The organism is Lentzea sp. NPDC003310, from assembly GCF_040610935.1.
Classification (GTDB): domain Bacteria; phylum Actinomycetota; class Actinomycetes; order Mycobacteriales; family Pseudonocardiaceae; genus Lentzea.
In genome coordinates this window covers 128,690-149,095 of record NZ_JBEXNC010000008.1, presented here as the reverse complement: position 1 = coordinate 149,095, position 20,406 = coordinate 128,690, and the positions used below count along the sequence as shown (strand labels likewise).

Genomic DNA, 20,406 nt, shown 5'->3' with positions numbered 1-20,406 from the left:
CGGGCCTTTTCCTGGGGGGAAGATGACCGAGAACACGGCGCTCGCCGCTGCCCTGAACAACCAGTCCGGTTCCGCCGACCTGCTCGCCGCGCTGATCGACCACGGTGTGTTCGTGCCGGTGCGGGCCAACGGGTCCGTCCTCTTCGCGGCGGGGCAGGACGGCGGTCCCGCCCTGCCCGGGTTCGTCAGCGAGGCCTGCTGTGCGGCGACGTTGCCGGACGCGGCCGGTTCCGTGCACTGCGACGTGCTGCGGCTGCTGGACATCGCCGACCAGACCGGTGTCGGGGTGCTGTCGCTGCACTCGCCCGGTGGCTGGGCGCGCGTGCCGGTTCCCGTGCTGAACCAGGCGATGCGGGAGCGTGGCCGGGACGCGACGGGGGAGCGGATGCAGCTGCGTCCGTCCACCCACGTGGTGGCTCTCGCGCTCCGCCAGGCGCTGGCGCGACGGATTGCGGACTTCCCCGCGGTGAGGGCGGTCTGGGTGTCGAACGCGCGGTGGATCGACACGGGAATGGAGCAGCTGATGGTGCACGTGGCGGTGGACGAACCGATCCCGTCTCCTTCGGCGAAGCGGTTGGCGGACCTGGTGCTGGGCGAGGACGTCGCGCTCGGGGACCAGCGGGTGGGGACGATGGCGCTGAACACAAAGGCGCACGCGGAGTTCCTGGCCGAGCTGGAGACAATGGGGCTGGACCCGGTGCGAGGGGTGGAGCGCCCGGTGAAGAAGTGGTGGCGTCGTTCGTGAGGAGCGGTATGCGGGACATCGCCGACCTGACCGGTGTGGACGATCCGGCCTGGCCGGTCGTGCTGGAGGCCGTCGAGAACGGCCCGACCGAGTGCGTCGTGCTGCCGGCGGAGCCCGGTGCGTGCCAGGCGGCGTTGCTGCAGCTGCAGGTGACCGCACGGTCGTTGCTGGGTGCGGTCGTGCTCAACAGCGGCGGGATGCTGCTGCACCACGGCTGGCTGCGCGTCTACGGCGGGTCAGGTGACGCGCAGGCGGGCATGCCCGAGGTCAACGGTTTCCCTGCCGAGGCCGACCCCGCGTGGGCTCCGGCCGCCGGACTGGTCGTCGCGCACGACGTGCTGGGCGGCGAGTTCGCGCTGAACGGCGCGGATCCCGCCCGGTTCGGCAGGCCGGGTGAGCCGGGGCAGATCGTCTACTTCGCACCGGACACGCTGGAGTGGGAGACCTTCGACGGCGGCTACAGCCACTGGCTGCTGTGGATGCTCGGCGGAGGGCTGGAGGAGTACTACTCGACGGTGTTCTGGCCGGGCTGGCAGGAGGAGGTGGCCGCGCTCGGGCCGCGGGAGGGGATCGTCATGTACCCGCCGCTGTGGTCGGCCGAGGGCTCTGGTGACATCGCCGGCACGAGTCGCAAGGCCGTGCCGATGCCCGAGCTGGTGGCGTTCCACGTGGACACGGCCCGGCAGCTCGGCTGATCACTCGTTCGCCACGCCGAAGGGGACGTGCACGCACGGCACGGTTTGGATCAAATGGCCGCGTTGGTCGTCGAAGAAGATGTGCGGCTTCAGAACGTCGAGGATCGGTGCCTTCTTCAGGCCTCCCAGGAAGAACGCGTCGTTCACCGTCAGGCCCCACGCCTTGAGGCTGTTGATCGCGCGTTCGTGTGCCGGGGCCGAGCGGGCGGTCACGACGGACACGCGGATGCGGTCTTCTGCCTGGCGTTGGATTCGGTTCACGCCTGCCAGGAAGTTGCGCAGCGGTCCGGGGTCCAGCGGAGTGACCACGTTGGTGGCCTCGTGCTGTTGGAACTCGGCCAGGCCGCCGCTCTGGTAGATCCGCTCGGACGCGTCGTCGGCGAGCACGCCGTCGAAGTCGAACGCTATGCGCAGTGCTGGATCGTCGTCGTCGCGGAAGGACGACTTCAGCACCTGGCCCGCCGGGAGGCCCGCCGCTGTCGCCCGGCGGACGTCCTTTTCGTTGGCGGACAAGAAGAGTGACATGTTGAGGGCGGGCATGAACTCGTGTGGGGCGCGGCCCTCGGTGAAGATCGCTCTGGTGATGGTGAGGCCGTGGTGCGCGGCTGACCTCAGGATGCGCAGGCCGGTGTCGGGGGAGTTGCGCGACAGCACGATCACCTCGACCAGTGGTGCCAGGGCGTTGAGGCTCAGCAGGCGGCGGAGGAAGGGGAACGCCACGCCGGGGGCGAACGGGTCGTCCAGGTGTGCTTCCTGGTGGGCGCGGTAGGCCTGTTCGCCCTCTGTTTTGAAGACGGCGTCGGACTGCGCCAGGTCGAACAGAGCGCTCGACGCGACGCCTACGACCAGCAGGTTATCCAGGCTGGGAGCCACATCACGTGATCGTAGCCGCTGGTTCTGGTACGGTCGTACCAATGTACTGGGTGGTGCTGGTCGCGTCCGGGGTGCTGGAGGCCGTGTGGGCCACGGCGCTCGCGGCGTCGAAGGGGTTTCGCAGGCTTTGGCCTGTGGTGGTGTTCGCCGTGTCGATGACGCTGAGCGTGGTCGGGCTCGCGTGGGCGATGCGGGGGATTCCCGTCGGCACGGCGTACGCGGTGTGGGTCGGCGTGGGGGCCGTGCTCACGGTGCTCGTCGCGGTGCTGCGCGGTGAGGAGAAGCTCGGGGTGGCGCGCGCTCTGCTGCTGGTCGCGTTGATCGGCTGCGTCGCGGGCCTGAAGGTGGTGAGCTAGATGTACTGGGCCGTGCTGCTCGGGAGTGCCGTGCTCGAAGCCGTGTGGGCGACGGCGTTGTCCCAGGGGGCCTATGTGGTCTTCGTGGTCGCCGCGACGTTGAGCATGGTCGGGCTTTCCGTTGGTATGAAGAGGATTCCGGTCGGGACCGCCTACGCGGTGTGGGTCGGGACCGGGGCCGCGCTGACGGTGACGTGGGCGATGATCACCGGTGAGGAGTCGGTCTCCCTGTGGAAGATCGTGTTCCTCACCGGGATCATCGCCTGCGTCATCGGCCTGAAGTTCCTGAAATCAGGCGTTGATGGTCCACCGCTGGTTGGCGGTGGCGGCGCAGTCCCAGAGCTGGAGCCTGGTGCCGTCGGCGGAGCTGTTGCCGGTGGCGTCGAGACATCTCCCTGACGCCGCGTTGCGCAGCTGGCCGTTGGACTCGAGGGTCCAGGACTGGTTGCCCGCTCCCGTGCAGTCCCACAGCTGGGTCACGGAACCGTTGGCGGTGCCCGACGCGTCGAGGCACTTGCCCAAGGCGCGCAACGAGTTCCCGTTGCGGGTCCACTGCTGGGCGTTGGTGCCGTTGCACGTGTAGAGCTGCACCGCCGAGCCGTTGGCCGAGTTGGCCGCGGCCACGTCGACGCACTTGCCGCCGAAACCGGTGATCGTGCCACCGGTGGGCGGGTTCGGGTTGCCGCCGGACGCGGTCTCCCAGATGGCGTTGAGCAGGCTGGTGCTGCCGGTCGTGTCCTGGGAGAGCTCCCAGTTCATGATGCCGCCCGCGTTGGCCAGCGCCCACGTCGTCTTGCGCTTGATCGTGGGGATGCCGTTGTACTGGTTGCCGTTGTAGCTGTCGCGGTTGGCGTTGGCCGGGTCCTGCGCGACGAGGTCGCGGTAGGAGATGTACGTCGGCCGGCTGTAGAAGGGCACGCCCAGGACGGCCTTGCTGGCCGGCAGACCGCGGCTCTTCCAGAAGTTGACCGAGTTGATCGACCAGTCGTAGTTCGCGTGCGGGCTGCCACCGTCGTAGGCCATGATGTTCAGCCAGTCGACGATGCCGAAGACCGCGGGCTGCACGCCGTTCGCCGTGCCGCCCTCGCTCACGACCGCGGCCGTGAGCAGCTTGCCGCGGCTGTGCAGCTCGTTGCCCAGCTGCTGCATCATCGCGGTGTAGTTGTTCGCCGAGGTCCCGGGGTCCGGGTACTCCCAGTCCATGTCGACGCCGTCGAGGTTGTACTGGTTGACGAGGTTGATCAGGCTGTTGACGAACGTCGTGCGCGAGCTGGCGTTGCCCGCCAGCTGCTCGAACGCGGAGTCGTTGCCGTCGTTCCAGCCACCGACCGCGATCGAGACCTTCACGCCGTTCTGGTGGCCGAGGCTCACCAGCTGCTGCAGCTTGCCCGGGTCGGGCACGCCCTGGAGCGTGCCGTTGCCGTTCGGCAGCACGAACGAGTAGTTGATGTGCGTCAGCTTGGTGTAGGGGAGCGTGCTGACGTTGCCGGACCACGACGGCATGTAGCCGACGCTCTTGAACCCGGCGGGGTAGGCGGCCTGCGCGGCAGGCGCCAGAACTGTCACTGTCGCCGCGGCTGCGGCCAGCGCGAGGCCGGCTGCACCGAGGCGTTTGCGAAATGAACGCATTGCAGGGGGAGGCCTTCCACTTCGTCGAGCGCCCACCGCGGACGTTAGTGGTCTAGACCGGTTGCGGGAAGATCGACTCGGTACCGGAACTGGTTCCGGTCTGCCGCAAGGGAAATCAGCGCAGGTGGGAGGCGCCGTTCACATCCATGATCGTGCCACTGGCCCACACCGCGTGCTCGGTGGTCAGCCACGCGACGGCCGCGGCGACCTCCTCGGGCTCCGCCACGCGCCCGAACGGGCTCTGCGCGCGGATCTGCTCACCGGCCGGGCTCGCGAGCAGGTCGGTGACCATGTCGGTGCGCACGAACCCCGGCGCGACGCCCGCGACCGCGATGCCCCGCGGTGCCAGCGACTGCGCGAGCGACTGCGTCATCGCGTGCAGTCCCGCCTTCGCCGCCCCGTACGCGGGCGCGTCGGGCTCGCCCCGGTACGCGCCGCGAGAGCCGATGTTGACGATGCGGCCGCCGCTCGTCATGTGCCGGACGGCGTGCCACGCGAGGTCCGCCGGGCCGTACAGGTTGAGCTCGACGGTGCGGCGCCAGGCCGCCTGCCACTCCTCGAACGTCGTCGCGGTGATGGGGTGGAAGAAGTAGACGCCCGCGTTGTTCACGAGGACGTCGAGCCCGCCGAGCCCCGCGACGGCCTCGTCGACGATCTTCCCGGCCTCGTTCGCGCCGAGGTCGCCCTGGACGGTGACGTGGCCTTCGCCGTCGAGGCTCGCCACCACCGCCCGCGCCTCCTCGGCGCCGGAGCGGTAGTGGACGGCGACCTGGTGGCCCTGCTGGGCGAGTGCCCGGGCGACGGCGGCGCCGATGCCGCGGGACGCTCCGGTGACGAGTGCGCGTCGGGTCATGCGTCCATCATGTCTGGTTGTCGATCATCCACTTGCCGTTCTGCTGCACGAACGTGAAGGTGGGCGTCTCGGTGAAGGACACGACCGACCCCTGCATGTACTGCAGCGTCACGGTCACGGCGTTGTCGCCCTGCGGCACGAAGTTCGAGAGCTGCACGGAGCTGTACTGGCTCCAGAACTGCTGGTAGTCCGCGAAGCTGCGCGCCTTGATCGACTTGAACCGGTCCGTGAGCGAGGCGTAGCCCGCCTCCAGGTTGCCGGGGATCAGCGCGTAGTAGGCGGTGATCGCCTCCTGGGCGTTCTTCGGGCCGGCCGGGGGCGGCGGGTTCTGGCTCGGGGTGCCGGTCGCCGGCGGGGTCTCGGAGTTGGCCGGGGGCTGGGTCTGGCTGGTGGCCGGCGGCTCGGTCTGCGTCGTCGTCTGCTGCCCGGTCGATTGGTTCGGCGCGCTCGTGGACTGGCTGCCGCTGCTCGGGGCCTGCGAGTTCTGGTTGTTGTTGCCCTTGGGCCACAACAGGAACGAACCCACGCCGACGGCGATCACGAGCAGCACGATCGCGATCGGGACGAGCGGGAACTTGCGCCGGTTCTCGTCCGTCGCGGCCGGAGGCGGGGGAACGGGCGCGGGCGGCATGGACGCCGCAGCGCCCGCACCGGAGGCGACGAGGGTCTGCCGGGCGGGGGTGGACGGCGGGGGAGCGGCGGGTGGTTCCGCCACCGCCGTCGCGTCGTCTGCTGCCGGGGCCACCGCCGTCTCGTCGTCGGCCGGCTTCTCCTCGGCCGGCACGGGTTGCGCGGCCACCTCGGCGGGCTTCTCCTCGACCGCTGCCTCGGGCTCCGGTTCCGGCGTCTCGGGCTTCGCGGGCGGCGCCGTCAACCCGGCCGCCTCCGCCGCGGCCGCACCGGCCACCAGTCCGGCCGCCGCGGCCGCCGCCTCCTGCTTGGCCTTCTCCTCGGGCTGCGCCTCGGCCGGGAGCTGCACGGTCGCCGGGATGACGACGGTCGCCTCGGACACCTGCGGCGTCTCGTTCACGACGGCGGCCAGCAGGTGCACGGCCTCCTGCATGCTCGGCCGGCGCTCGGGCTCGGTCGCGAGCAGCCGGAACAGCACGGGGGCGAGCAGCGGCCCGGCGTTGGCGGGCGGCATGAACGAGCCGCCGGCGACGCGGTGCAGCATCGCGAGGTGGTTGTCGGCGGTGCCGAAGGGCGGGCCGCCCTCGACCGCGTTGTAGAGGGTGGCGCCCAGGGAGAAGACGTCGGAGGCGAGGCCCGCGTCCTCGCCGCGAGCGACCTCGGGGGAGAAGAAGGCGGGGGTGCCGACGGTGCCCGTCGCGGTCGCGGTGGCGTCCTCGCCGGTGGCGCGGGAGATGCCGAAGTCGGTGATCTTGACTTCCTGGTCGCCGATCAGGACGTTGCCCGGCTTCACGTCGCGGTGCTGGATGCCGTGGCGGTGCGCGGCGGCCAGCGCGGCGGCGGTGTAGCAGCCGATGCGGGCGACCTCGCGCGGCGGCAGCGTGCCCTGCTCGGTGATCACGGCGGCGAGGCTGCGGGACGGCAGGTACTCCATGATCAGCCAGGGGCGGCCGTCCTCCTCCACGACGTCGTAGACGCGGATGGCGTTCGGGTGCTCCAGTCGCGCGGCGAGGCGGGCCTCGCGCATGGCTCTGGCCTTCGCGCGGGCCACCCTGGCGTCGTCGAGGCCGTCGAGCGCGAGCAGTTCCTTGGCCGCGACCACGCGTTGCAGCTGCTCGTCGTAGGCCTGCCAGACGACTCCCATCGCTCCTTGGCCGACCTTCTGCTTCAACTGGTAGCGGCTCCCGATGAGCCTGCTGCTCTCCTCCACGCCGGTGCTCCCGTCCCCTCTGATCACTCACAAGTGTGACGGTTGCCGCGTTCGTCGTTGACCATAACCCTATGTGGGGGTACATATGGGGTTATGCCGAAAATCAACGTGTACCTGCCCGATGACCTGGCCGATTCGGTCAAGGACATGAACATTCCCGTCTCGGCGATCTGCCAGAGAGCCCTGGAGGGTTCCGTCAAACGGATCATCGCGATCCGGCAGCTCACCGTCGACGACCTCGCCCGCGAGTCACTCCCGCAGTTCACCGACCGCGCCTGGACCGTGCTCAAGCTGGCCGCCGGGGCGGCGGACGGCGGCAAGATCAGCACGGCCCACCTCCTGGACGGCATCGTGCGCGAGGGCGGCAACCTGGCCCTGGACGTGCTGCGTGCGCTCGACATCACGCCCGAGAGCCTCCCCTCTGCGTTGCCCGCGGGCACCGGCGGGAAACCGGGATTCGGCGACGACGCGGCGTCGGCGCTGGAACTCGCGGTCACGGAGTCCATCGCGCTCGGCCACAACTACGTGGGCTGCGAGCACCTGCTGCTCGGCGTCATCGCCGAACCGGACGGCCCTGGCGGCGAGGAACTGCGTGGGCTGGGCGCCGATCTCAAGGGCACGCGCCGCGCCGTCCAGACGGCGCTCGCGGGCATCATCCACCTGAAGAAGCAGCAGACGGCGGCCCCGGACGCGGCGAAGGTCCTGGAGATGATCATGGCTCGGCTGGCCCGGCTGGAGCAGCACGCCGGTATCGGCTGACGAGCTCGGCCCCGATGCGGGCCAGGTGCTCCTCCACCTCGGGCGACTCGACGGTGATCAGCCCGCCCCACCCGGCGACGTTGCGGGCGATGTCGAGCGGCCGCGGCGCCGTCAGCTCCACCCGCGTGTGCTCGCCCAGTTCCTCGACGACCGTGCAGTGCCGTCCGTGCTGGTGCTGGAAGACGCCCAGGAACCTCGTCGGCACCAGCACGAACGCGGACGTCTCCGACCGTTTCGCCTCGACGGCCGTGACGACCTCGTCCCAGGCGCCGGCGAGCTCGAAGTCCGCCGGCCGGGACGCGGGCGTGCCGGTGAGGGACACGCCCAGGATCCGGTCGAGCCGGAACGTCCGCTGCCCGTCGGCGGTGCCCGCGACGAAGTACCAGGTGCCGTCCTTGTCGACGAGTCCCCAGGGGTCGACCTCGCGGGCTTTCGGTGCCTCGCCGCGCTTCTGGTAGGTCAGCCGCACCCGGACCTGCTTCACCACGGCCTGCTGCAACGTGCCCGCCAGTGCCGGTCGGTCGCGGGTGTCCTCGCCCCACGCCGCCGTGTCGACGACCGTCGCGTCCGCCGCCGCCTCGGCCTCGGCGCGAAACGTCTGCGGCAACGCCCTGACCAGCTTGCGCAGCGCGGACTTGATCTCCGGCGCGACGGACGCGGCCGGTCCGGCGACCAGGAACAGCGCCTGGGCCTCCGCCGCGGTCAGTCCGCTGAGATCCGTGCGGGCGCCGCCGACGAGCGACCAGCCCCCGCCGCGGCCCGGCTGGGGGTACACGGGCACCCCCGCCGCGGACAGCGCCTCGAGGTCGCGCCGCGCGGTGGCGTTCGAGACCTCCAGCTCCGCGGCCAGCTCGGCGGCGGTCACCCGGCCGCGGGCCTGCATCAGCAACAACGTGGCGACGAGACGGTCTGCGCGCATGTCTCCAGGTTTCCGTGGAAAGTGCTCACTGGATGAGCACTTTACGGCCGATGCTGAATCCACACCGACCGAAAGTTTCTGGAGGCAGTTGTGTTGCGAGGAATGTCGACCGTGTCCTACTTCGCCGACGACCTGACCGAGGCCCGCGACTGGTACGCGGCGTTCCTCGGCGTCGACGCCTACTTCGAGCGCAGCACCCCGGACGGCCTGCTCGCCTACGTCGAGTTCCGCATCGGCGACTACCAGGCCGAGCTGGGCATCGTGCACCGCTCGTTCGAGGTCACGCCGTCCGACGGCCCGTCGGGTCAGGTCCTCTACTGGGCGGTCGACGACCTCGACGCCACGCTCGCGCGGCTGTTGGAGCTGGGCGCGAAGGTCCACGACGAACCGCGCGTGCGGGGCGAGGGCTTCGTGACGGCGTCGGTGGTCGACCCGTTCGGCAACATCCTCGGCGTCATGACGAACACCCACTACCTGGCGATCGCCGCGGGCAACCGGCGGTGACGCCTATCCTCCGGTGATGACGACACGGCTCGCCATCACCGGACACCGCGGCCTCTCCGCCGACCTGGAGGCCGAGGTCGACCGGATGATCCGGGCCGCGGTCGCCGCGACCGGCTCCGTCGTCGGGGTCTCGTGCCTCGCCGACGGCGCGGACGCGGTGTTCGCGCAGGCCGTGCTGGACGCGGGCGGGGCGCTGGTCGCGGTGCTGCCCGCGGCGCGGTACCGCGAGGCGTTGCCCGAGCTCTACCGGCCCGTCTACGACCGGTTGCTCGCGCGGGCGGGCAAGGTCGTGCAGCTGGAGTTCATCACGCCCGACCCGCACGCGTACATGGAGGCGGGCAAGCGGATGGTCGACGAGTCCGACGTGCTGCTCGCGGTGTGGGACGGGTTGCCGGGGCGCGGACCCGGTGGCACGGCCGACGTCGTGGCCTACGCGCGGTCGCGGGGCGTGCCGGTCACGGTCCTGTGGCCCGAGGGTGCCGTCCGCTGAGCAGCACGCGTACCAGCACCGACGGCCGCAGCAGTGTCACCGGGTGGTCGACCAGCTGCGAGACGCGGACGAACGCGCGGTAGACGTGCCGGTTGCCGGGAACGGCCGCGAGCACGCGGCCGGAGTACCACCGCAGCAGGCGCGTCGTCAGCGTGAGCTTCTTCCTGCTCCAGCCCAGGTCGGCGGTCGTGGCGGCGGTCCACGGCGTCCTGGCGGACCTGGCGACCGCGCTGGAACACCAGCGGTTCGGCGGCGAGGTCGTGCTCGCGCGCCAGGTCCCGCAGGTCGGTGCAGTGCTGGGCGGCGAGCGTCAGGCCCTGGCCGTGCACCGGGTTGAGCGAGACCACCGAGTCGCCGAGCGCGAGCAGGCCGCGCGGCCAGTCCGGCACCTGGTGGAAGCGGTTCCAGCGGCTGCGCAGGTTCTCCGCGCGGTAGGTGCCGGACACCGGGGTGGCGGTCTTGATGATCTCCGCGATGTCCTGGCACCGCAGGCCCAGCGCGTACTCGAGGAAACCGTCCTCGTCGGCGGGGGCGACCTCGCCGTCCGCGCCGAACAGCGTGACGAACCACAGCAGTCTGTCCACAGAGGACACCGAGCCGCCGCGCCGGGTGCCGGGCGCGTGGGTGACCTCGAACGCGGTCAGCCAGTCGAGCTTCAGGTCCCGGTTCACCTCGTAGAGGCGGGAGGTGCAGGAGACGTGTCCGTTGACGATCATCGGCGCCGGGCAGTGCACGCCCATCTCGGCGAGCCACGACACCAGCTTGGTGTCGCGGCCGGACGCGTCCACCACGAGGTCGGCGTAGTCGGTGAACGGGCGGTCGCCGCGCCGGCCGTGCACGCCCGTGACGGTGCCCCGGTCGTGCAGCAGGCCCTCGACGCGCACACCGTCCACAACGGACACGTTGGGCAGCCGTATCACCCGGCGCCGGACGATCCGCTCGAGCGTCACCCTGGTCACCGACAGCACGTCCAGGCCGAGGTGGTCGCGCGGCGCCCAGCCGCCCGGGACGCGGATCAGGTAGTCGCTGCCGAGGTCGGCGCGGACGGCGCCCGCGTGCTCCAGTTCGGCGCCCAGCCGCGGGAAGAGGTCTTCGAGGAGGGCCGCCCCGCGCGCCAGCAGCGCGTGCGGGTGACGTGCCTGCGGGATGCCCGCGCGGTGTTCGACGTCCGCGGTGATCGTGTCCCGTTCGACCAGCACGACGTCGCCGTACGACTCGGACAACACCCTCGCCGCCAGCAGCCCCGCGAAGCCGGCGCCGATGACGAGGGCGCGGTCGGAGTACATGGCGGCCATGCTGGCAGAGCCCCGCGTGGCGCGGACCCGCCAAGAGTCCTGTGTTTCGGCGCCGGTCAGGACAGCCTGGCGGCGAGCTCCGCCCGGCTGCGGACCCCGAACTTCACGAAGAGCGACTTGAGGTGGTCCTGCACGGTGTAGGCCGAGATGCCCAGCTCGGCCGCGATCTCCGCCGTCGGCCGCCCGGCGAGCACCCCGTGGCAGACGTCCTCCTCCCTGCTGGTCACGCCGTGCGCCTTGACCAGCAGGCCCAGCAGGTCGGCGCCGGTCGCGCGGCTGATCGTCACGGCCGCCTCGCCGTCGCCGTCGTCGCTCACGAGCGCGCTCGCCTCCAGCAGGATCCAGCCCCCGTGCGCGTCGCGGACCCGCGCCCGGAACGTGCCGGACCGCGCGCCCGCCGCGGCCGCCCGCAGCATCACCGCGAACCGGCCGGGGGCGACGTCCTCCAACTCGTCGCGCCACCGCGCGGCCGACGCGGTCGAGGCCCGGACGGTGCCGTCGGCCGCGACCACGACGATGGCCGGGCTGCCGCCACCGCGCGTGGCGACGCGGGCCGCGACCCTGGTGGCGGCTCCCAGTGCGGGGGCCACCGAGGCCAGGAACTCCAGTTCGCGGTCGGTGAACTCGCCGGCGCGGACCATGCCCGCCGCGCCCCAGCAGGTGTCGTCGGCGCGGAACAGCGCCCGCAGCTCGTGGCTGAGGCCGAGCGGGCGCCAGACCTCGTTCAGCCGCGTCGACCGCTCGTCCTCGAGCCGCGCCACGGTGTCGCCGCGCCGGGCGAGCGACGCGAAGGTGTGCGGTTCGCCCGGGGTGTACTCGCAGGCCGCGAGCACCGGTTCGTACTGCGGCGGGATGTGGTTGGCGCCGCTGGTCATGGTGCTGATGACGGTGGTGTCCGGGTCCATCGACGCCCAGCAGGTGAGCTCGCACGGGACCACCCGGTCCACCAGCGCGATGGCCGCCGCGTGCAGCTGGGCGACGTCGAGCCCCGCGCTCGCCAGTGCCGTGACGTCGCGTCGCACGCCGAGCGCCCGACCCTCCCACATGGTTGGCAGTATGCGCCCGCTCGCGGCGGTCCGGGATCCCAGTTTTCCGGGATGGGGACGTGCTGCCGGCGCGCGGACGCTGGAGCGCATGTTGACGACCGCAGGCGAGGGCGCGGTGCTGACCGTGCCCGACGCGACCATCACCGTCCGGGTCTCCGCGAAGGACACCGGCGGCGCCTACGAGCTGTTCGAGGTGGACGCGCCTCGTGGTGAGGCCGCGCCACCGCACCGCACACCGTGGCCCAAGGCGTACTACGTGCTGCACGGCCGCATGGCGGTGTACCTCGACGGGGAGCTGTTCGACCTCTCACCGGGCGATGCCATCACCATTCCACCCAACGCGTCCCACACGTTCACCGTGCACACGCCGTCGGTGCAGTTCCTGGCGTTCGCGGTGGGGGAGGGCATGGGCGCGTTCTTCGCCGACCTGTCCGCGAACGGCCTGGAGTCGCTGGCCCGGCACGGGGTGACGCAATGAGCGTCGTCGCCCAGGTCGCCGTGGTGGTCGCGGCCCTGGTGCACGTCGTCGTGTGGATCTGCGAGGCGTTCCTGATCGGGCGCGTCCACCAGTCGATGTTCGGGCAGCCCGCGCAGGACGTGCCGGCCATCCGGCTGTGGGCGTTCGGGGTCGGGTTCTACAACCTGTTCCTCGCCTGCGGCCTGATCGCCGGGCTGGTCGCACTGCACACCGGCCAGGAGCTGGTCGGGCGTACGCTGATCTTCTACGTGTCGTGGTTCATGCTCGCCGGCAGCGTCGTGCTGGCCGTGGCCGATCAGCTGGCGCTGAGCCGCAAGCGCAACTCGGCGTGGGGAGGCGTTGCGGCGGAAGGGATTCCGCCGCTGGTCGTGCTCCTGTTCGCCTGACGACCACATGGGGGAACGTGCTCGATGAAGACCATCGAACTACCGGACGGCGCCGTGATCACCGGGCGCGGCCTGCGCGACGGCCGGATCGTGGAGCCGCACCCGCAGTACGGGGTGTACCTGCAGCCCAAGCCGGTCGACGTGCCGTGGCCGCACGACTGGATCGACTGGCCGGACTTCCGCCTGCCGCGTGACCACGCCGCCGCGATCGCGGTGATCCGCTCGCTGCACGCCCGCGCGCTGTCGGGCGAGCAGGTCGAGGTGGCGTGCAGCGGCGGCATCGGCCGGACCGGCACGGTGATCTCGTGCCTGGCCGTGCTCGCAGGCGTCCCCGGCACGGAGGCCGTGGCGTGGACGCGCGCGCACTACCACCCGCGCGCCGTCGAGACGCCGTGGCAGAAGAAGTGGGTGAGGAACTTCCCGGTCTAGGAGTCGAGCTCCACCACGGACCGCTTGTGCACCAGGTCGACGACCTCCGGTGGCACCGAGTCACCGGCCGCGAGCAGCCTCGGCAGCAGGTCGGCCTCCGTGGTGACGGCGCGGAAGAACAGCTCGACCGTCACGTCGTGGGCGGGCCGGTGCACGACGGTGATCTCGTCGCCCGGCCCGACCAGACCTGCTTCGAGCACGCGGAAGTAGGCACCGGGCCGGACCTCGCGCGTGAACCGCTTCACCCAGCCGCGCTGCCCGAGGAACTCGGCGAACGTGCGGCACGGGATGCGCGGCCCGGTGACCTCCAGCAACGCCGTGCCGATCCGCCAGTGCTCGCCGACCAGCGCCGTCGTGTGGTCGATGCCCTGCGTGGTGAGGTTCTCGCCGAACTGGCCGTTGCCGAACTCGGTGCCCAGTTCGGCCTGCCACCAGTCGAGGTCCTCGCGCGCGTACCCGTACACGGCCTGGTACTCGCCGCCGTGCACGCTCCAGTCGGCGATGGAGTCCCCGGCGACCCCGCTGCCCGCCGAACCCTTGGGACCGGCGGGTTCGACCCGCAGCGGCCCGTCGACCGGGCGTTTGTCGATGCCGGTGGCGCCCGCGCGGGCGTGGTCGGCCGGGACCGTCTTCGGGGCGACGTTCAGCGAGAGCACGACAGGCATGGTCCCGACCCTATTGGCCGACCGCCTTCGCGGCGATCGAATTGACGTAGTCCTCGTACTTGCCGACCTTGTAGGTGATCAGGTCCATGCACTCCTGCAGCTGCACCATCTGCTGCCGCACCCGTTCCTGGTGCTCCTTGAGGATGTCGAGGCGCTGCAGCTCGTTGCCGTCGCCCTGGCGGACCAGCTCGGTGTAGCGGCGGATCTCCGGCACCGGCATCCCGGACATGCGCAGCATGATGCACATCCGCAGCCAGTCGACGTCCTGCTGCGTGTAGACGCGGCGGCCGCCCGGTCCTCTGTGGACCTGGTGGGCGAGGATGCCCTCCTTCTCGTAGAACCGCAGCGCGTGCACGCTCAGTCCGGTGCGTTCGGCCACCTGCCCGATGCTCAACCCCATGTCACCGAGCATAGGTGCCGGGTCAGTCCGCCTCGACCTGGATCTCGACGCGGTGGCGCAGGTAGCCGTCGTCGGACGTGCGGGCGATGCGCACCGCCTCGTCGACCAGGTCGTGCAGCTCGGCGGGGTAGTGCGACCTGTGCAGCGGCAGCCCCGGCAGGACGCAGCGCCGCAGGTCCAGGTCGTCCTCCGCGACGAACCGGCGCAGCGCGGCGTGCACGTACCTCTGGTTGAGGTCGGAGCACCGTTCGTCGTCGTTCGGGCCGGTGTAGCCGGGGGCCCGGATGCCGAAGTGCGTGTGGTACCAGGCTTTCGAGGCGCCCGCGACGTCGGAGGTCGTGCCGTTCTCGAGGTGGTCCAGGATGGCGAGCTTCACCCGGCGGCGGCCGAACGCGGCCATGGCGGGCCCGACGAGCTGCCTGCCGAAGCTGGGATCCGGTTCGAGGACCGCCGCCCGCACCAAGGGCTCGAACCACTCTTCGGGCACCGAGCCGTTCGCGCGCACGGAGACCGCTTTGCTGATGGCATGTCTTGCGCTGTGATGCCACCGTTCGCCGCCGTCCTCCCCGGCCTCCGCACCGGTCAGTTCGAGCAGGTCGCGCAGGACGGCGTGGTACTCGGCCAAGTGGTAGCTCACCTGAGCGGGGAGCGGCTGGAACACCCGTCTGTCGCCTTCGGAGGTCATGATCCCGAGGGTAACCGCGCTCTTGACCTAGAGTCGGCTCTACTTCGTAGGTTCGGCCGCATGAACATGCGCTATCGCGTTCTCGGGGGAACCGGCATCGAGGTCAGCCACCACTGCCTCGGCGCCATGATGTTCGGCTCCGTCGCCAACGACGACCACGAAGACGGCGTGCGGATCATCCACCGCGCGCTCGACGCCGGCATCAACTTCGTCGACACCGCCGACATGTACTCGGCGGGCGACTCCGAGGTGATCGTCGGCAAGGCTTTGAAGGGCCGGCGCGACGACGTCGTGCTCGCCACCAAGTTCCACTTCCCGCTGGGAGAGGGCCGCAACCGCAGCGGCAACTCGCGCCGCTACGTCGTGCGCGCCGTCGAGGACAGCCTCCGCCGCCTCGACACCGACTGGATCGACGTCTACCAGGTGCACCGGCCCGATCCCAGGACCGACCTCGAGGAGACCCTGTCCGCGCTCACGGACCTGGTGCGGCAGGGCAAGATCCGCGCGTTCGGGTCGTCGACGTTCGGCGCCGAGGATCTCGTCGAGGCAGACCAGGTGGCGCGCGACCGCGGGCTGATGCGGTTCCGGACCGAGCAGCCGCCGTACTCGCTGCTGGCCCGCGGGATCGAACGCGCGGTGCTGCCGACGGCGCGGCGGCTCGGCATGGGGGTGCTGGTGTGGAGCCCGCTCGCCAGCGGGTTCCTGAGCGGCAAGCACCGCAGGGGCGCCAACGCGGAGTCGTTCCGGGCGACCCTGACCAGTGACCGCTTCGACGAGTCGCTGCCGCGCAACGCGGCGAAGTTCGACGCCGTCGAGGAGTTCGCGAAGCTCGCCGACGAGATGGGGGTGTCGCTGCCCGCGCTCGCGATCGCGTTCGCGACGACGCACCCCGGCGTGACCTCGGCGATCACCGGGCCGCGCACGATGGAGCAGCTGGAGTCGTTGCTGGAGGGCGCTTCCCTGGTGCTGACCGACGACGTGCTGGACCGCATCGACGAGATCGTGCCTCCAGGCACGGACACGTACGACGTGAGCGGGGGCTGGCGGCCCGCGTCGCTGGTGGACGTCCACCAGCGACGCAGGCCGCTCGATCAGCGCTGAGTCACCACTGCTGGGTGCTCAGGCCGGTGCCGAGGTAGATCTGGTCGAACCCGTTGCCGTCGTTGTCGTCGGTGTAGACGACGCTGACGCGGCCCCACGGGTCGACGCCGACGGCGGGCTCGTCCTGCCTGCCGGTGGCGTTCGAGACCGTGAGCTGCCGTTCCGGCCGGCCCGTGGTGGTGCCGTCGGGGTTGTAGACGCTCGTGTGGACGTCCTGCGCCTCCGCCGTGGTCACCGCGACGCCGAGCTGGTCGTCGATGCCGATCTGCGGGTCGGCGCCGGTCGTCTGGGCGACGGCACCGCGTGAGGTCCCGGCCGCCGTGAACGACTGGACGCGGACGCCGGACTGCTCCCAGGCGACGGCGAAGTCGCCGTTGAAGTTGGCCGCCACGGCGGGACGCCTGCCCTGTCCCGTCGTGGTCTGCGCCTGCTTCACCGAACCGGACGGCGTGACGATCTTGCGAGCGACGTTCGCGTCCGCCTCCCACACGACGACGGCGTTGCCCGCCGCGCCCATCGCGACCTGCGGCTTGGCGTGCGTGCCGCCGGCGTTGTTGACCTGCGCCTCGTAGGACTTCGAGCTGATCGAGGCGAACATGCTGACGCGCGTGGTGGACGGGTTGGTGCCCTGCTTGTCCTCCCACACCACGGCGAAGCCGCCGCTGTCGGGATCGGCCGCGACGCTCGGGAAGTGCTGCTGGCCGTCGGAGTTGGCGTTGGCCGTGCCGGAGCCCGACACGGTGCCGCTCGCGCTGACCGAGCGGACGGCGATGTTGTAGTAGCCGTTGCCGTCCGGGTCCTCCGACCACACGACGACGGCGCTGCCGTCCTCGCGCACCGACACGTCCGGCTGCCAGTGCCGCCACGTGCCGGTGCCGCCGGTGGAGAGCTTCTTCTCGTAGACCGGCGCGCCCTCCTTGAACAGGCGGATCCAGACGTCGGAGTGGACGGGGTCCTCGGGGGCGGTGGTGTCGCGGTCGTCCTCCCAGACGACGGCCGTGTAGCCGTTGCGGGAGGACGAGACGGACGCGTTGTCCTGGTCGCCGGTCGAGTCGCTGTTGACCGTGGACCACGTCATCGGGGCGGGTGCCAGCAGGAGGCTCGCGATCAGGAGTGTCTTCACGGTGCCTGCAATCCGGGGTTGTTCGACTCGACGACGTAGCTGCCGACGGTCTTGACCGGGTAGTCGCGGACGGTGACCTTGTCGACGGCGCGGAAGTCGACCCGCATCTCCGCCGACGTGGTCTGGGTCTTGACGTAGCCGCGCAGGTTCTTGAAGTACTTGACGTGCGGGTTCAGCGTCGGGTTGAGGCTGTTGTCGGCCGCGTTGCCGTCACCGCCGGACGTGACGGAGGTCGTGACGAGCTCCGTGCCGATGATGCGGTTCTGGGTGCCGTAGTTCTGCATGAGGTTCGCGGCCCAGCTGCGGTGCACGTCGCCGGTGAGCACGACGGTTCCCTTGTTGCCGTTGGTGTCCCACGCGTTCTGGATGCGCGCGCGGTTGGCCGTGTAGCCGTCCCACGCGTCCATGCTCTTGGACCCGTCCGCGGCGGCGAGCCGTTGCGCGAAGAACACCTGCTGGCCCAGGAAGTCCCACGTGCCGAGCTTCTGCCGCAGGCCGTCGACCAGCCACGTCTCCTGCGAGGTGCCGGTGAGCGAACGCGCCGGGTCGTCGGCCTCCGGGCAGACCTTCGTGCCGTCGCCGCACGCCTGGTCGTTGCGGTACTGGCGGGTGTCGAGCATGTGGAACGTGGCGAGGCTGCCCCAGCGAACCCTGCGGTGCAGCAGCATGTTCTCGTTCGTCGGCGCCTGCGCGCTGCGCAGCGGCATGTGCTCGTAGTAGGCCTTGTAGGCGGCCGCGCGGCGGGCCTTGAAGTCACCGGCCGGGGTGCTGTCGTTGCGGACGAGGTTCGCGTAGTTGTTCTCGACCTCGTGGTCGTCCCAGACGACGAGCCACGGCGCGGTGGCGTGCGCGGCCTGCAGGTCCGGGTCGGTCTTGTACTGGGCGTGGCGGACCCGGTAGTTCGCGATCGTGCTGATCTCGGTGGCGGGCGCGAACTTGCGGACCTTCGTGGTGGTGGCGGCGCCCTCGTAGATGTAGTCGCCGAGGTGCAGGATCAGGTCGGGGTGTTCCTCGGCCATCCGCCGGTAGGCCGTGAAGTAGCCCTCCTCGTAGTGCGAGCACGAGGCGAAGAGCATCGTCAGGGCGGGTTGCGTGCCCACGGCCGGTGCGGTCAGCGCGCGGCCCACGGGGGAGATGTGGCCGCCGGTGCGGAAGCGGTACCAGTACTCACGCCCCGGCTCCAGGCCGGTGAGCGTCACGTGCACGGAGTGGGCGCTCGCCTGGGTGGCGGTGAACGTGCCGGTGCGGACGATGGCGGTGAAGCGCTCGTCGGTGGCCACCTGCCACTCGACGGCCGTGTTCGTGTTGGGCATGCCGCCGAGGCCGTCGGCGTTCAGCGGGTTGGGGGCGAGCCGGGTCCAGATGACGAACCCGTCGGCGGCCGGTTCGCCGGACGCGACGCCCAGGGTGAACGGGTAGCCGATGGCGTTGGCCAGTGCGGGGAGGAGGACCCCGGCGCTCGCTCCCGCGAGGCCGCCCACGATGAAGGTGCGTCTCCGTAACGTGGTCATGTCCCGCAGATCTACCGAACGCGGGTAAAGGCGCGCCTAATCGAATGTGGCCTCAGTGTGGCTTCCCACCAAGCGAACGCCGCGCAGTCGTCGCGGTGGATGTCGAACGCGTCGGCGAGCAGTTCGGCGGCGCACAGGGGCAGGCCGGTGTCGCGGACGGCGCGGTAGAGCAGGGCGACGTGGTCGCGGGACCAGGTCTGCAGGCAGAGGCCGGGTAATCGCTCCGCCTCGCAGCAGGGGTGCGCGCACACGACGAGGTCGAACCACTCGTCGTCGTGGTCGCTGAACTCGACGGTGACGCCGAACCTGTCGGGGTGCAGCGCGGTGACCCCGCTGCGCCGGGTCTCGTAGCGCAGGTCGTGGGGGAGTGCGGCGAGCCGGCGGGCGGCGTGGCGGTCCGGACCGGTGATCGGGACCGGCCCGTGGTGGACGTCGTGGTCCAGCACGACCACCTCCCACCCGCTGCGGGCCAGCCTGAGCGCGGTGGCGAGGCCGGCGACGTCGGCGCCGACGACGAGTGCTGTGCCGGTGAACGCTGTGGCCATGACCAGCCCCTTCCCCTAGGATCGAGGCTAGCGAACGTTCAGAAATTTCTGAAGACAGGGTGACTGTGACGGGCGAGACAGAGCGCAGGGAGGCCGCCGAACGGCTGGCGCTCACGCTGGTCGGCGTCGGGATGCAGCGGATGGGCGCGCGTGCCCTCGCGGCGTTCCTGTTCTCCGAGAAGGAGACGCTGACCGCCGGTGACCTGGCCGAGGAGCTGGGCGTGAGCGCGGGCTCGGTGTCCGGCGCGGTCAAGATGGTCGCGCAGATGGGCCTGATCGAGAGGGTGCACGTCGCGGGGAGCCGGCGCGAGCACTTCCGGATGCGCGACAACGCCTGGACGACGCTCTACACGCGGCAGCACTCCGTGGTCGACGAGGTGCTGCGCGCCGTGGACGAGGGGGTCGACGCGGTCGGGCCGGGGCGTGCGCACGACCGGCTCGAGTACATGCGGGACTTCTACGCGTTCCTGCTCAACGAGGCGCCGGTGCTGGTGGAGCGCTTCGAGGCCCAGCGCCGTGGACGATCCCGGCCATGACGAGGTCGAGCAGCCGCTTCGCCTGAGCCGGGTCGTCGTTCTGCGCGACGGCGACGAGCAGGGTCATCACGTCCAGCGGTTCCGCGGTGGCGTGCAGCGGGGCGAGCAGCGTGGAGATGGCCTCGACGAGCTTGGCGCGGCTGTGCTCGAACGGGTTGACGCCCAGCGCGATCACGGCCTGCAGCGCGTCCTTGAGGTCGCGCTTCGTCGTGATGTAGGCGATGAAGCGGTTCATCCACTCCCGGAGAGCGGCCTCGGGGTCGTTGGTGCGCAACAGGTCCGGGGCCGCGTCGCAGAGCTTCTCCAGCTCGGTGCGGTAGACCGCCTCGATCAGCGCCTCGCGGGTGGGGAAGTGGCGGTAGAGCGTGCCGATCCCGACGCCCGCCTTCTTGGCGATGGCGCCGAGTGTCACGTCCTTCTCGTGGGTGAACGCGTCGAGCGCCACCTCGATCAGCAGTCCCCGGTTCCGGACCGCGTCAGCACGCACTTCATCACTCCTATGGGCGACGTCACTTGCTAAACGGAGGCCCCTCCGCTTACTGT

At 70.9% G+C, this 20,406-nt stretch carries 26 protein-coding genes; 12 read left to right on the top strand and 14 right to left on the bottom strand.

Annotation, left to right across the window (positions count from 1 at the left end):
- The first annotated feature begins 22 nt into the window (after window positions 1-22).
- Together ABZX02_RS17895 and ABZX02_RS17890 are read left to right on the top strand one after the other, a co-directional pair.
- Complete coding sequence (locus ABZX02_RS17895; RefSeq protein ID WP_355299414.1) at window positions 23-745, top strand: hypothetical protein; 723 nt, start codon at window positions 23-25, stop codon at window positions 743-745.
- An 8-nt stretch (window positions 746-753) separates the two neighbouring features.
- On the top strand, window positions 754-1,440 hold the full coding sequence (locus ABZX02_RS17890; protein WP_355299412.1) for a DUF2625 family protein: 687 nt from the start codon (window positions 754-756) through the stop codon (window positions 1,438-1,440).
- Here ABZX02_RS17890 and ABZX02_RS17885 read toward each other — a convergent pair whose 3' ends face one another.
- Window positions 1,441-2,313: a 5'-nucleotidase gene (locus ABZX02_RS17885; protein ID WP_355299411.1), complete on the bottom strand. Its 873-nt coding sequence runs from the start codon at window positions 2,311-2,313 to the stop codon at window positions 1,441-1,443. It lies immediately after the preceding gene.
- 41 nt (window positions 2,314-2,354) lie between these two features.
- Between ABZX02_RS17885 and ABZX02_RS17880 the strand changes: the two genes are divergently transcribed.
- Window positions 2,355-2,669, top strand: a complete 315-nt coding sequence (locus ABZX02_RS17880) for a multidrug efflux SMR transporter (RefSeq protein ID WP_355299409.1) — start codon at window positions 2,355-2,357, stop codon at window positions 2,667-2,669.
- Complete coding sequence (locus ABZX02_RS17875) at window positions 2,670-3,068, top strand: SMR family transporter (RefSeq protein WP_355299407.1); 399 nt, start codon at window positions 2,670-2,672, stop codon at window positions 3,066-3,068.
- Here the strand turns inward: ABZX02_RS17875 and ABZX02_RS17870 are convergent.
- The 3 genes from ABZX02_RS17870 to ABZX02_RS17860 all read right to left on the bottom strand — a co-directional run bounded on the left by ABZX02_RS17870 (window position 2,961) and on the right by ABZX02_RS17860 (window position 6,991).
- Complete coding sequence (locus ABZX02_RS17870) at window positions 2,961-4,235, bottom strand: glycosyl hydrolase family 18 protein (RefSeq protein ID WP_355299405.1); 1,275 nt, start codon at window positions 4,233-4,235, stop codon at window positions 2,961-2,963. The two genes, ABZX02_RS17875 and ABZX02_RS17870, sit on opposite strands and share 108 nt — an antisense overlap.
- A 178-nt stretch (window positions 4,236-4,413) precedes the next feature.
- Window positions 4,414-5,151, bottom strand: coding sequence for an SDR family oxidoreductase (locus ABZX02_RS17865; RefSeq protein WP_355299403.1), 738 nt, complete (start codon window positions 5,149-5,151; stop codon window positions 4,414-4,416).
- Window positions 5,152-5,158: 7 nt separating this feature from the next.
- Entirely contained in the window at window positions 5,159-6,991 is a 1,833-nt protein-coding gene (locus ABZX02_RS17860) for a protein kinase (RefSeq protein WP_355299401.1), read from the bottom strand.
- A 93-nt stretch (window positions 6,992-7,084) separates the two neighbouring features.
- Here ABZX02_RS17860 and ABZX02_RS17855 point away from each other — a divergent pair, with 93 nt between their 5' ends.
- A complete protein-coding gene (locus ABZX02_RS17855; protein WP_355299399.1) occupies window positions 7,085-7,750 on the top strand; it encodes a Clp protease N-terminal domain-containing protein in 666 nt (221 codons plus the stop codon).
- Here ABZX02_RS17855 and ABZX02_RS17850 read toward each other — a convergent pair.
- Window positions 7,704-8,669: a WYL domain-containing protein gene (locus ABZX02_RS17850; protein WP_355299398.1), complete on the bottom strand. Its 966-nt coding sequence runs from the start codon at window positions 8,667-8,669 to the stop codon at window positions 7,704-7,706. The genes ABZX02_RS17855 and ABZX02_RS17850 overlap by 47 nt on opposite strands.
- Before the next feature lie 102 nt (window positions 8,670-8,771).
- On the opposite strand from ABZX02_RS17850, the gene ABZX02_RS17845 reads away from it, so the two are divergent.
- Together ABZX02_RS17845 and ABZX02_RS17840 are read left to right on the top strand one after the other, a co-directional pair.
- Complete coding sequence (locus ABZX02_RS17845; protein WP_355299396.1) at window positions 8,772-9,173, top strand: VOC family protein; 402 nt, start codon at window positions 8,772-8,774, stop codon at window positions 9,171-9,173.
- Between the two features lie 16 nt (window positions 9,174-9,189).
- On the top strand, window positions 9,190-9,663 hold the full coding sequence (locus tag ABZX02_RS17840; RefSeq protein ID WP_355299395.1) for a hypothetical protein: 474 nt from the start codon (window positions 9,190-9,192) through the stop codon (window positions 9,661-9,663).
- Here the strand turns inward: ABZX02_RS17840 and ABZX02_RS17835 are convergent.
- Both ABZX02_RS17835 and ABZX02_RS17830 read right to left on the bottom strand, forming a co-directional pair.
- A complete protein-coding gene (locus ABZX02_RS17835) occupies window positions 9,603-10,949 on the bottom strand; it encodes an FAD-dependent monooxygenase (protein WP_355299393.1) in 1,347 nt (448 codons plus the stop codon). The genes ABZX02_RS17840 and ABZX02_RS17835 overlap by 61 nt on opposite strands.
- 65 nt (window positions 10,950-11,014) lie before the next feature.
- The gene (locus ABZX02_RS17830; protein WP_355299391.1) at window positions 11,015-12,004 is read right to left on the bottom strand and encodes a helix-turn-helix transcriptional regulator; all 990 of its coding nucleotides are present in this window, start codon (window positions 12,002-12,004) and stop codon (window positions 11,015-11,017) included.
- 88 nt (window positions 12,005-12,092) lie between these two features.
- Between ABZX02_RS17830 and ABZX02_RS17825 the strand changes: the two genes are divergently transcribed.
- Genes ABZX02_RS17825 through ABZX02_RS17815 form a run of 3 tightly spaced genes read left to right on the top strand, consistent with a single transcriptional unit; the run spans window position 12,093 to window position 13,297 of the window.
- Complete coding sequence (locus tag ABZX02_RS17825; RefSeq protein WP_355299389.1) at window positions 12,093-12,482, top strand: cupin domain-containing protein; 390 nt, start codon at window positions 12,093-12,095, stop codon at window positions 12,480-12,482.
- Entirely contained in the window at window positions 12,479-12,868 is a 390-nt protein-coding gene (locus ABZX02_RS17820) for a DUF1304 family protein (protein ID WP_355299387.1), read from the top strand. Before ABZX02_RS17825 ends, ABZX02_RS17820 begins: the two co-directional genes overlap by 4 nt.
- 24 nt (window positions 12,869-12,892) lie before the next feature.
- The gene (locus ABZX02_RS17815; RefSeq protein WP_355299386.1) at window positions 12,893-13,297 is read left to right on the top strand and encodes a protein-tyrosine phosphatase family protein; all 405 of its coding nucleotides are present in this window, start codon (window positions 12,893-12,895) and stop codon (window positions 13,295-13,297) included.
- Here ABZX02_RS17815 and ABZX02_RS17810 read toward each other — a convergent pair.
- From ABZX02_RS17810 to ABZX02_RS17800, 3 genes are read right to left on the bottom strand one after another with little or no spacing between them, the layout of a single operon-like run.
- Window positions 13,294-13,962: an MOSC domain-containing protein gene (locus ABZX02_RS17810; RefSeq protein ID WP_355299385.1), complete on the bottom strand. Its 669-nt coding sequence runs from the start codon at window positions 13,960-13,962 to the stop codon at window positions 13,294-13,296. The two genes, ABZX02_RS17815 and ABZX02_RS17810, sit on opposite strands and share 4 nt — an antisense overlap.
- A gap of 10 nt (window positions 13,963-13,972) precedes the next feature.
- A complete protein-coding gene (locus ABZX02_RS17805) occupies window positions 13,973-14,362 on the bottom strand; it encodes a MerR family transcriptional regulator (protein ID WP_355299383.1) in 390 nt (129 codons plus the stop codon).
- Between the two features lie 22 nt (window positions 14,363-14,384).
- Window positions 14,385-15,047 carry a hypothetical protein gene (locus ABZX02_RS17800; RefSeq protein WP_355299381.1) on the bottom strand — a complete coding sequence of 221 codons (663 nt, stop codon included), beginning with the start codon at window positions 15,045-15,047 and terminating at the stop codon, window positions 14,385-14,387.
- A 66-nt stretch (window positions 15,048-15,113) separates the two neighbouring features.
- On the opposite strand from ABZX02_RS17800, the gene ABZX02_RS17795 reads away from it, so the two are divergent.
- Complete coding sequence (locus tag ABZX02_RS17795; RefSeq protein WP_355299853.1) at window positions 15,114-16,148, top strand: aldo/keto reductase; 1,035 nt, start codon at window positions 15,114-15,116, stop codon at window positions 16,146-16,148.
- Between the two features lies 1 nt (window position 16,149).
- Here ABZX02_RS17795 and ABZX02_RS17790 read toward each other — a convergent pair whose 3' ends face one another.
- Genes ABZX02_RS17790 through ABZX02_RS17780 form a run of 3 tightly spaced genes read right to left on the bottom strand, consistent with a single transcriptional unit; the run spans window position 16,150 to window position 19,327 of the window.
- On the bottom strand, window positions 16,150-17,271 hold the full coding sequence (locus tag ABZX02_RS17790; RefSeq protein WP_355299379.1) for a hypothetical protein: 1,122 nt from the start codon (window positions 17,269-17,271) through the stop codon (window positions 16,150-16,152).
- Window positions 17,268-18,782 carry an alkaline phosphatase D family protein gene (locus tag ABZX02_RS17785; RefSeq protein ID WP_355299377.1) on the bottom strand — a complete coding sequence of 505 codons (1,515 nt, stop codon included), beginning with the start codon at window positions 18,780-18,782 and terminating at the stop codon, window positions 17,268-17,270. The genes ABZX02_RS17790 and ABZX02_RS17785 overlap by 4 nt, the downstream gene beginning before the upstream one ends.
- Before the next feature lie 11 nt (window positions 18,783-18,793).
- A complete protein-coding gene (locus ABZX02_RS17780; RefSeq protein ID WP_355299375.1) occupies window positions 18,794-19,327 on the bottom strand; it encodes a hypothetical protein in 534 nt (177 codons plus the stop codon).
- Between the two features lie 65 nt (window positions 19,328-19,392).
- Between ABZX02_RS17780 and ABZX02_RS17775 the strand changes: the two genes are divergently transcribed.
- Window positions 19,393-19,863: a MarR family transcriptional regulator gene (locus tag ABZX02_RS17775; protein WP_355299374.1), complete on the top strand. Its 471-nt coding sequence runs from the start codon at window positions 19,393-19,395 to the stop codon at window positions 19,861-19,863.
- On the opposite strand, the gene ABZX02_RS17770 is transcribed toward ABZX02_RS17775, so the two are convergent.
- Entirely contained in the window at window positions 19,799-20,350 is a 552-nt protein-coding gene (locus tag ABZX02_RS17770; protein ID WP_355299372.1) for a helix-turn-helix domain-containing protein, read from the bottom strand. The two genes, ABZX02_RS17775 and ABZX02_RS17770, sit on opposite strands and share 65 nt — an antisense overlap.
- Window positions 20,351-20,406 lie beyond the last annotated feature (56 nt).

Coding starts and splice junctions, on each gene's coding strand:
- ABZX02_RS17895 (WP_355299414.1), top strand. CDS start 23: ATGACCGAGAACACGGCGCTCGCCGCTGCCCTGAACAACCAGTCCGGT.
- ABZX02_RS17890 (WP_355299412.1), top strand. CDS start 754: ATGCGGGACATCGCCGACCTGACCGGTGTGGACGATCCGGCCTGGCCG.
- ABZX02_RS17880 (WP_355299409.1), top strand. CDS start 2,355: ATGTACTGGGTGGTGCTGGTCGCGTCCGGGGTGCTGGAGGCCGTGTGG.
- ABZX02_RS17875 (WP_355299407.1), top strand. CDS start 2,670: ATGTACTGGGCCGTGCTGCTCGGGAGTGCCGTGCTCGAAGCCGTGTGG.
- ABZX02_RS17865 (WP_355299403.1), bottom strand. CDS start 5,151: ATGACCCGACGCGCACTCGTCACCGGAGCGTCCCGCGGCATCGGCGCC.
- ABZX02_RS17855 (WP_355299399.1), top strand. CDS start 7,085: ATGCCGAAAATCAACGTGTACCTGCCCGATGACCTGGCCGATTCGGTC.
- ABZX02_RS17850 (WP_355299398.1), bottom strand. CDS start 8,669: ATGCGCGCAGACCGTCTCGTCGCCACGTTGTTGCTGATGCAGGCCCGC.
- ABZX02_RS17845 (WP_355299396.1), top strand. CDS start 8,772: ATGTCGACCGTGTCCTACTTCGCCGACGACCTGACCGAGGCCCGCGAC.
- ABZX02_RS17840 (WP_355299395.1), top strand. CDS start 9,190: ATGACGACACGGCTCGCCATCACCGGACACCGCGGCCTCTCCGCCGAC.
- ABZX02_RS17835 (WP_355299393.1), bottom strand. CDS start 10,949: ATGTACTCCGACCGCGCCCTCGTCATCGGCGCCGGCTTCGCGGGGCTG.
- ABZX02_RS17830 (WP_355299391.1), bottom strand. CDS start 12,004: ATGTGGGAGGGTCGGGCGCTCGGCGTGCGACGCGACGTCACGGCACTG.
- ABZX02_RS17825 (WP_355299389.1), top strand. CDS start 12,093: ATGTTGACGACCGCAGGCGAGGGCGCGGTGCTGACCGTGCCCGACGCG.
- ABZX02_RS17820 (WP_355299387.1), top strand. CDS start 12,479: ATGAGCGTCGTCGCCCAGGTCGCCGTGGTGGTCGCGGCCCTGGTGCAC.
- ABZX02_RS17815 (WP_355299386.1), top strand. CDS start 12,893: ATGAAGACCATCGAACTACCGGACGGCGCCGTGATCACCGGGCGCGGC.
- ABZX02_RS17810 (WP_355299385.1), bottom strand. CDS start 13,962: ATGCCTGTCGTGCTCTCGCTGAACGTCGCCCCGAAGACGGTCCCGGCC.
- ABZX02_RS17805 (WP_355299383.1), bottom strand. CDS start 14,362: ATGGGGTTGAGCATCGGGCAGGTGGCCGAACGCACCGGACTGAGCGTG.
- ABZX02_RS17800 (WP_355299381.1), bottom strand. CDS start 15,047: ATGACCTCCGAAGGCGACAGACGGGTGTTCCAGCCGCTCCCCGCTCAG.
- ABZX02_RS17795 (WP_355299853.1), top strand. CDS start 15,114: ATGCGCTATCGCGTTCTCGGGGGAACCGGCATCGAGGTCAGCCACCAC.
- ABZX02_RS17785 (WP_355299377.1), bottom strand. CDS start 18,782: ATGACCACGTTACGGAGACGCACCTTCATCGTGGGCGGCCTCGCGGGA.
- ABZX02_RS17780 (WP_355299375.1), bottom strand. CDS start 19,327: ATGGCCACAGCGTTCACCGGCACAGCACTCGTCGTCGGCGCCGACGTC.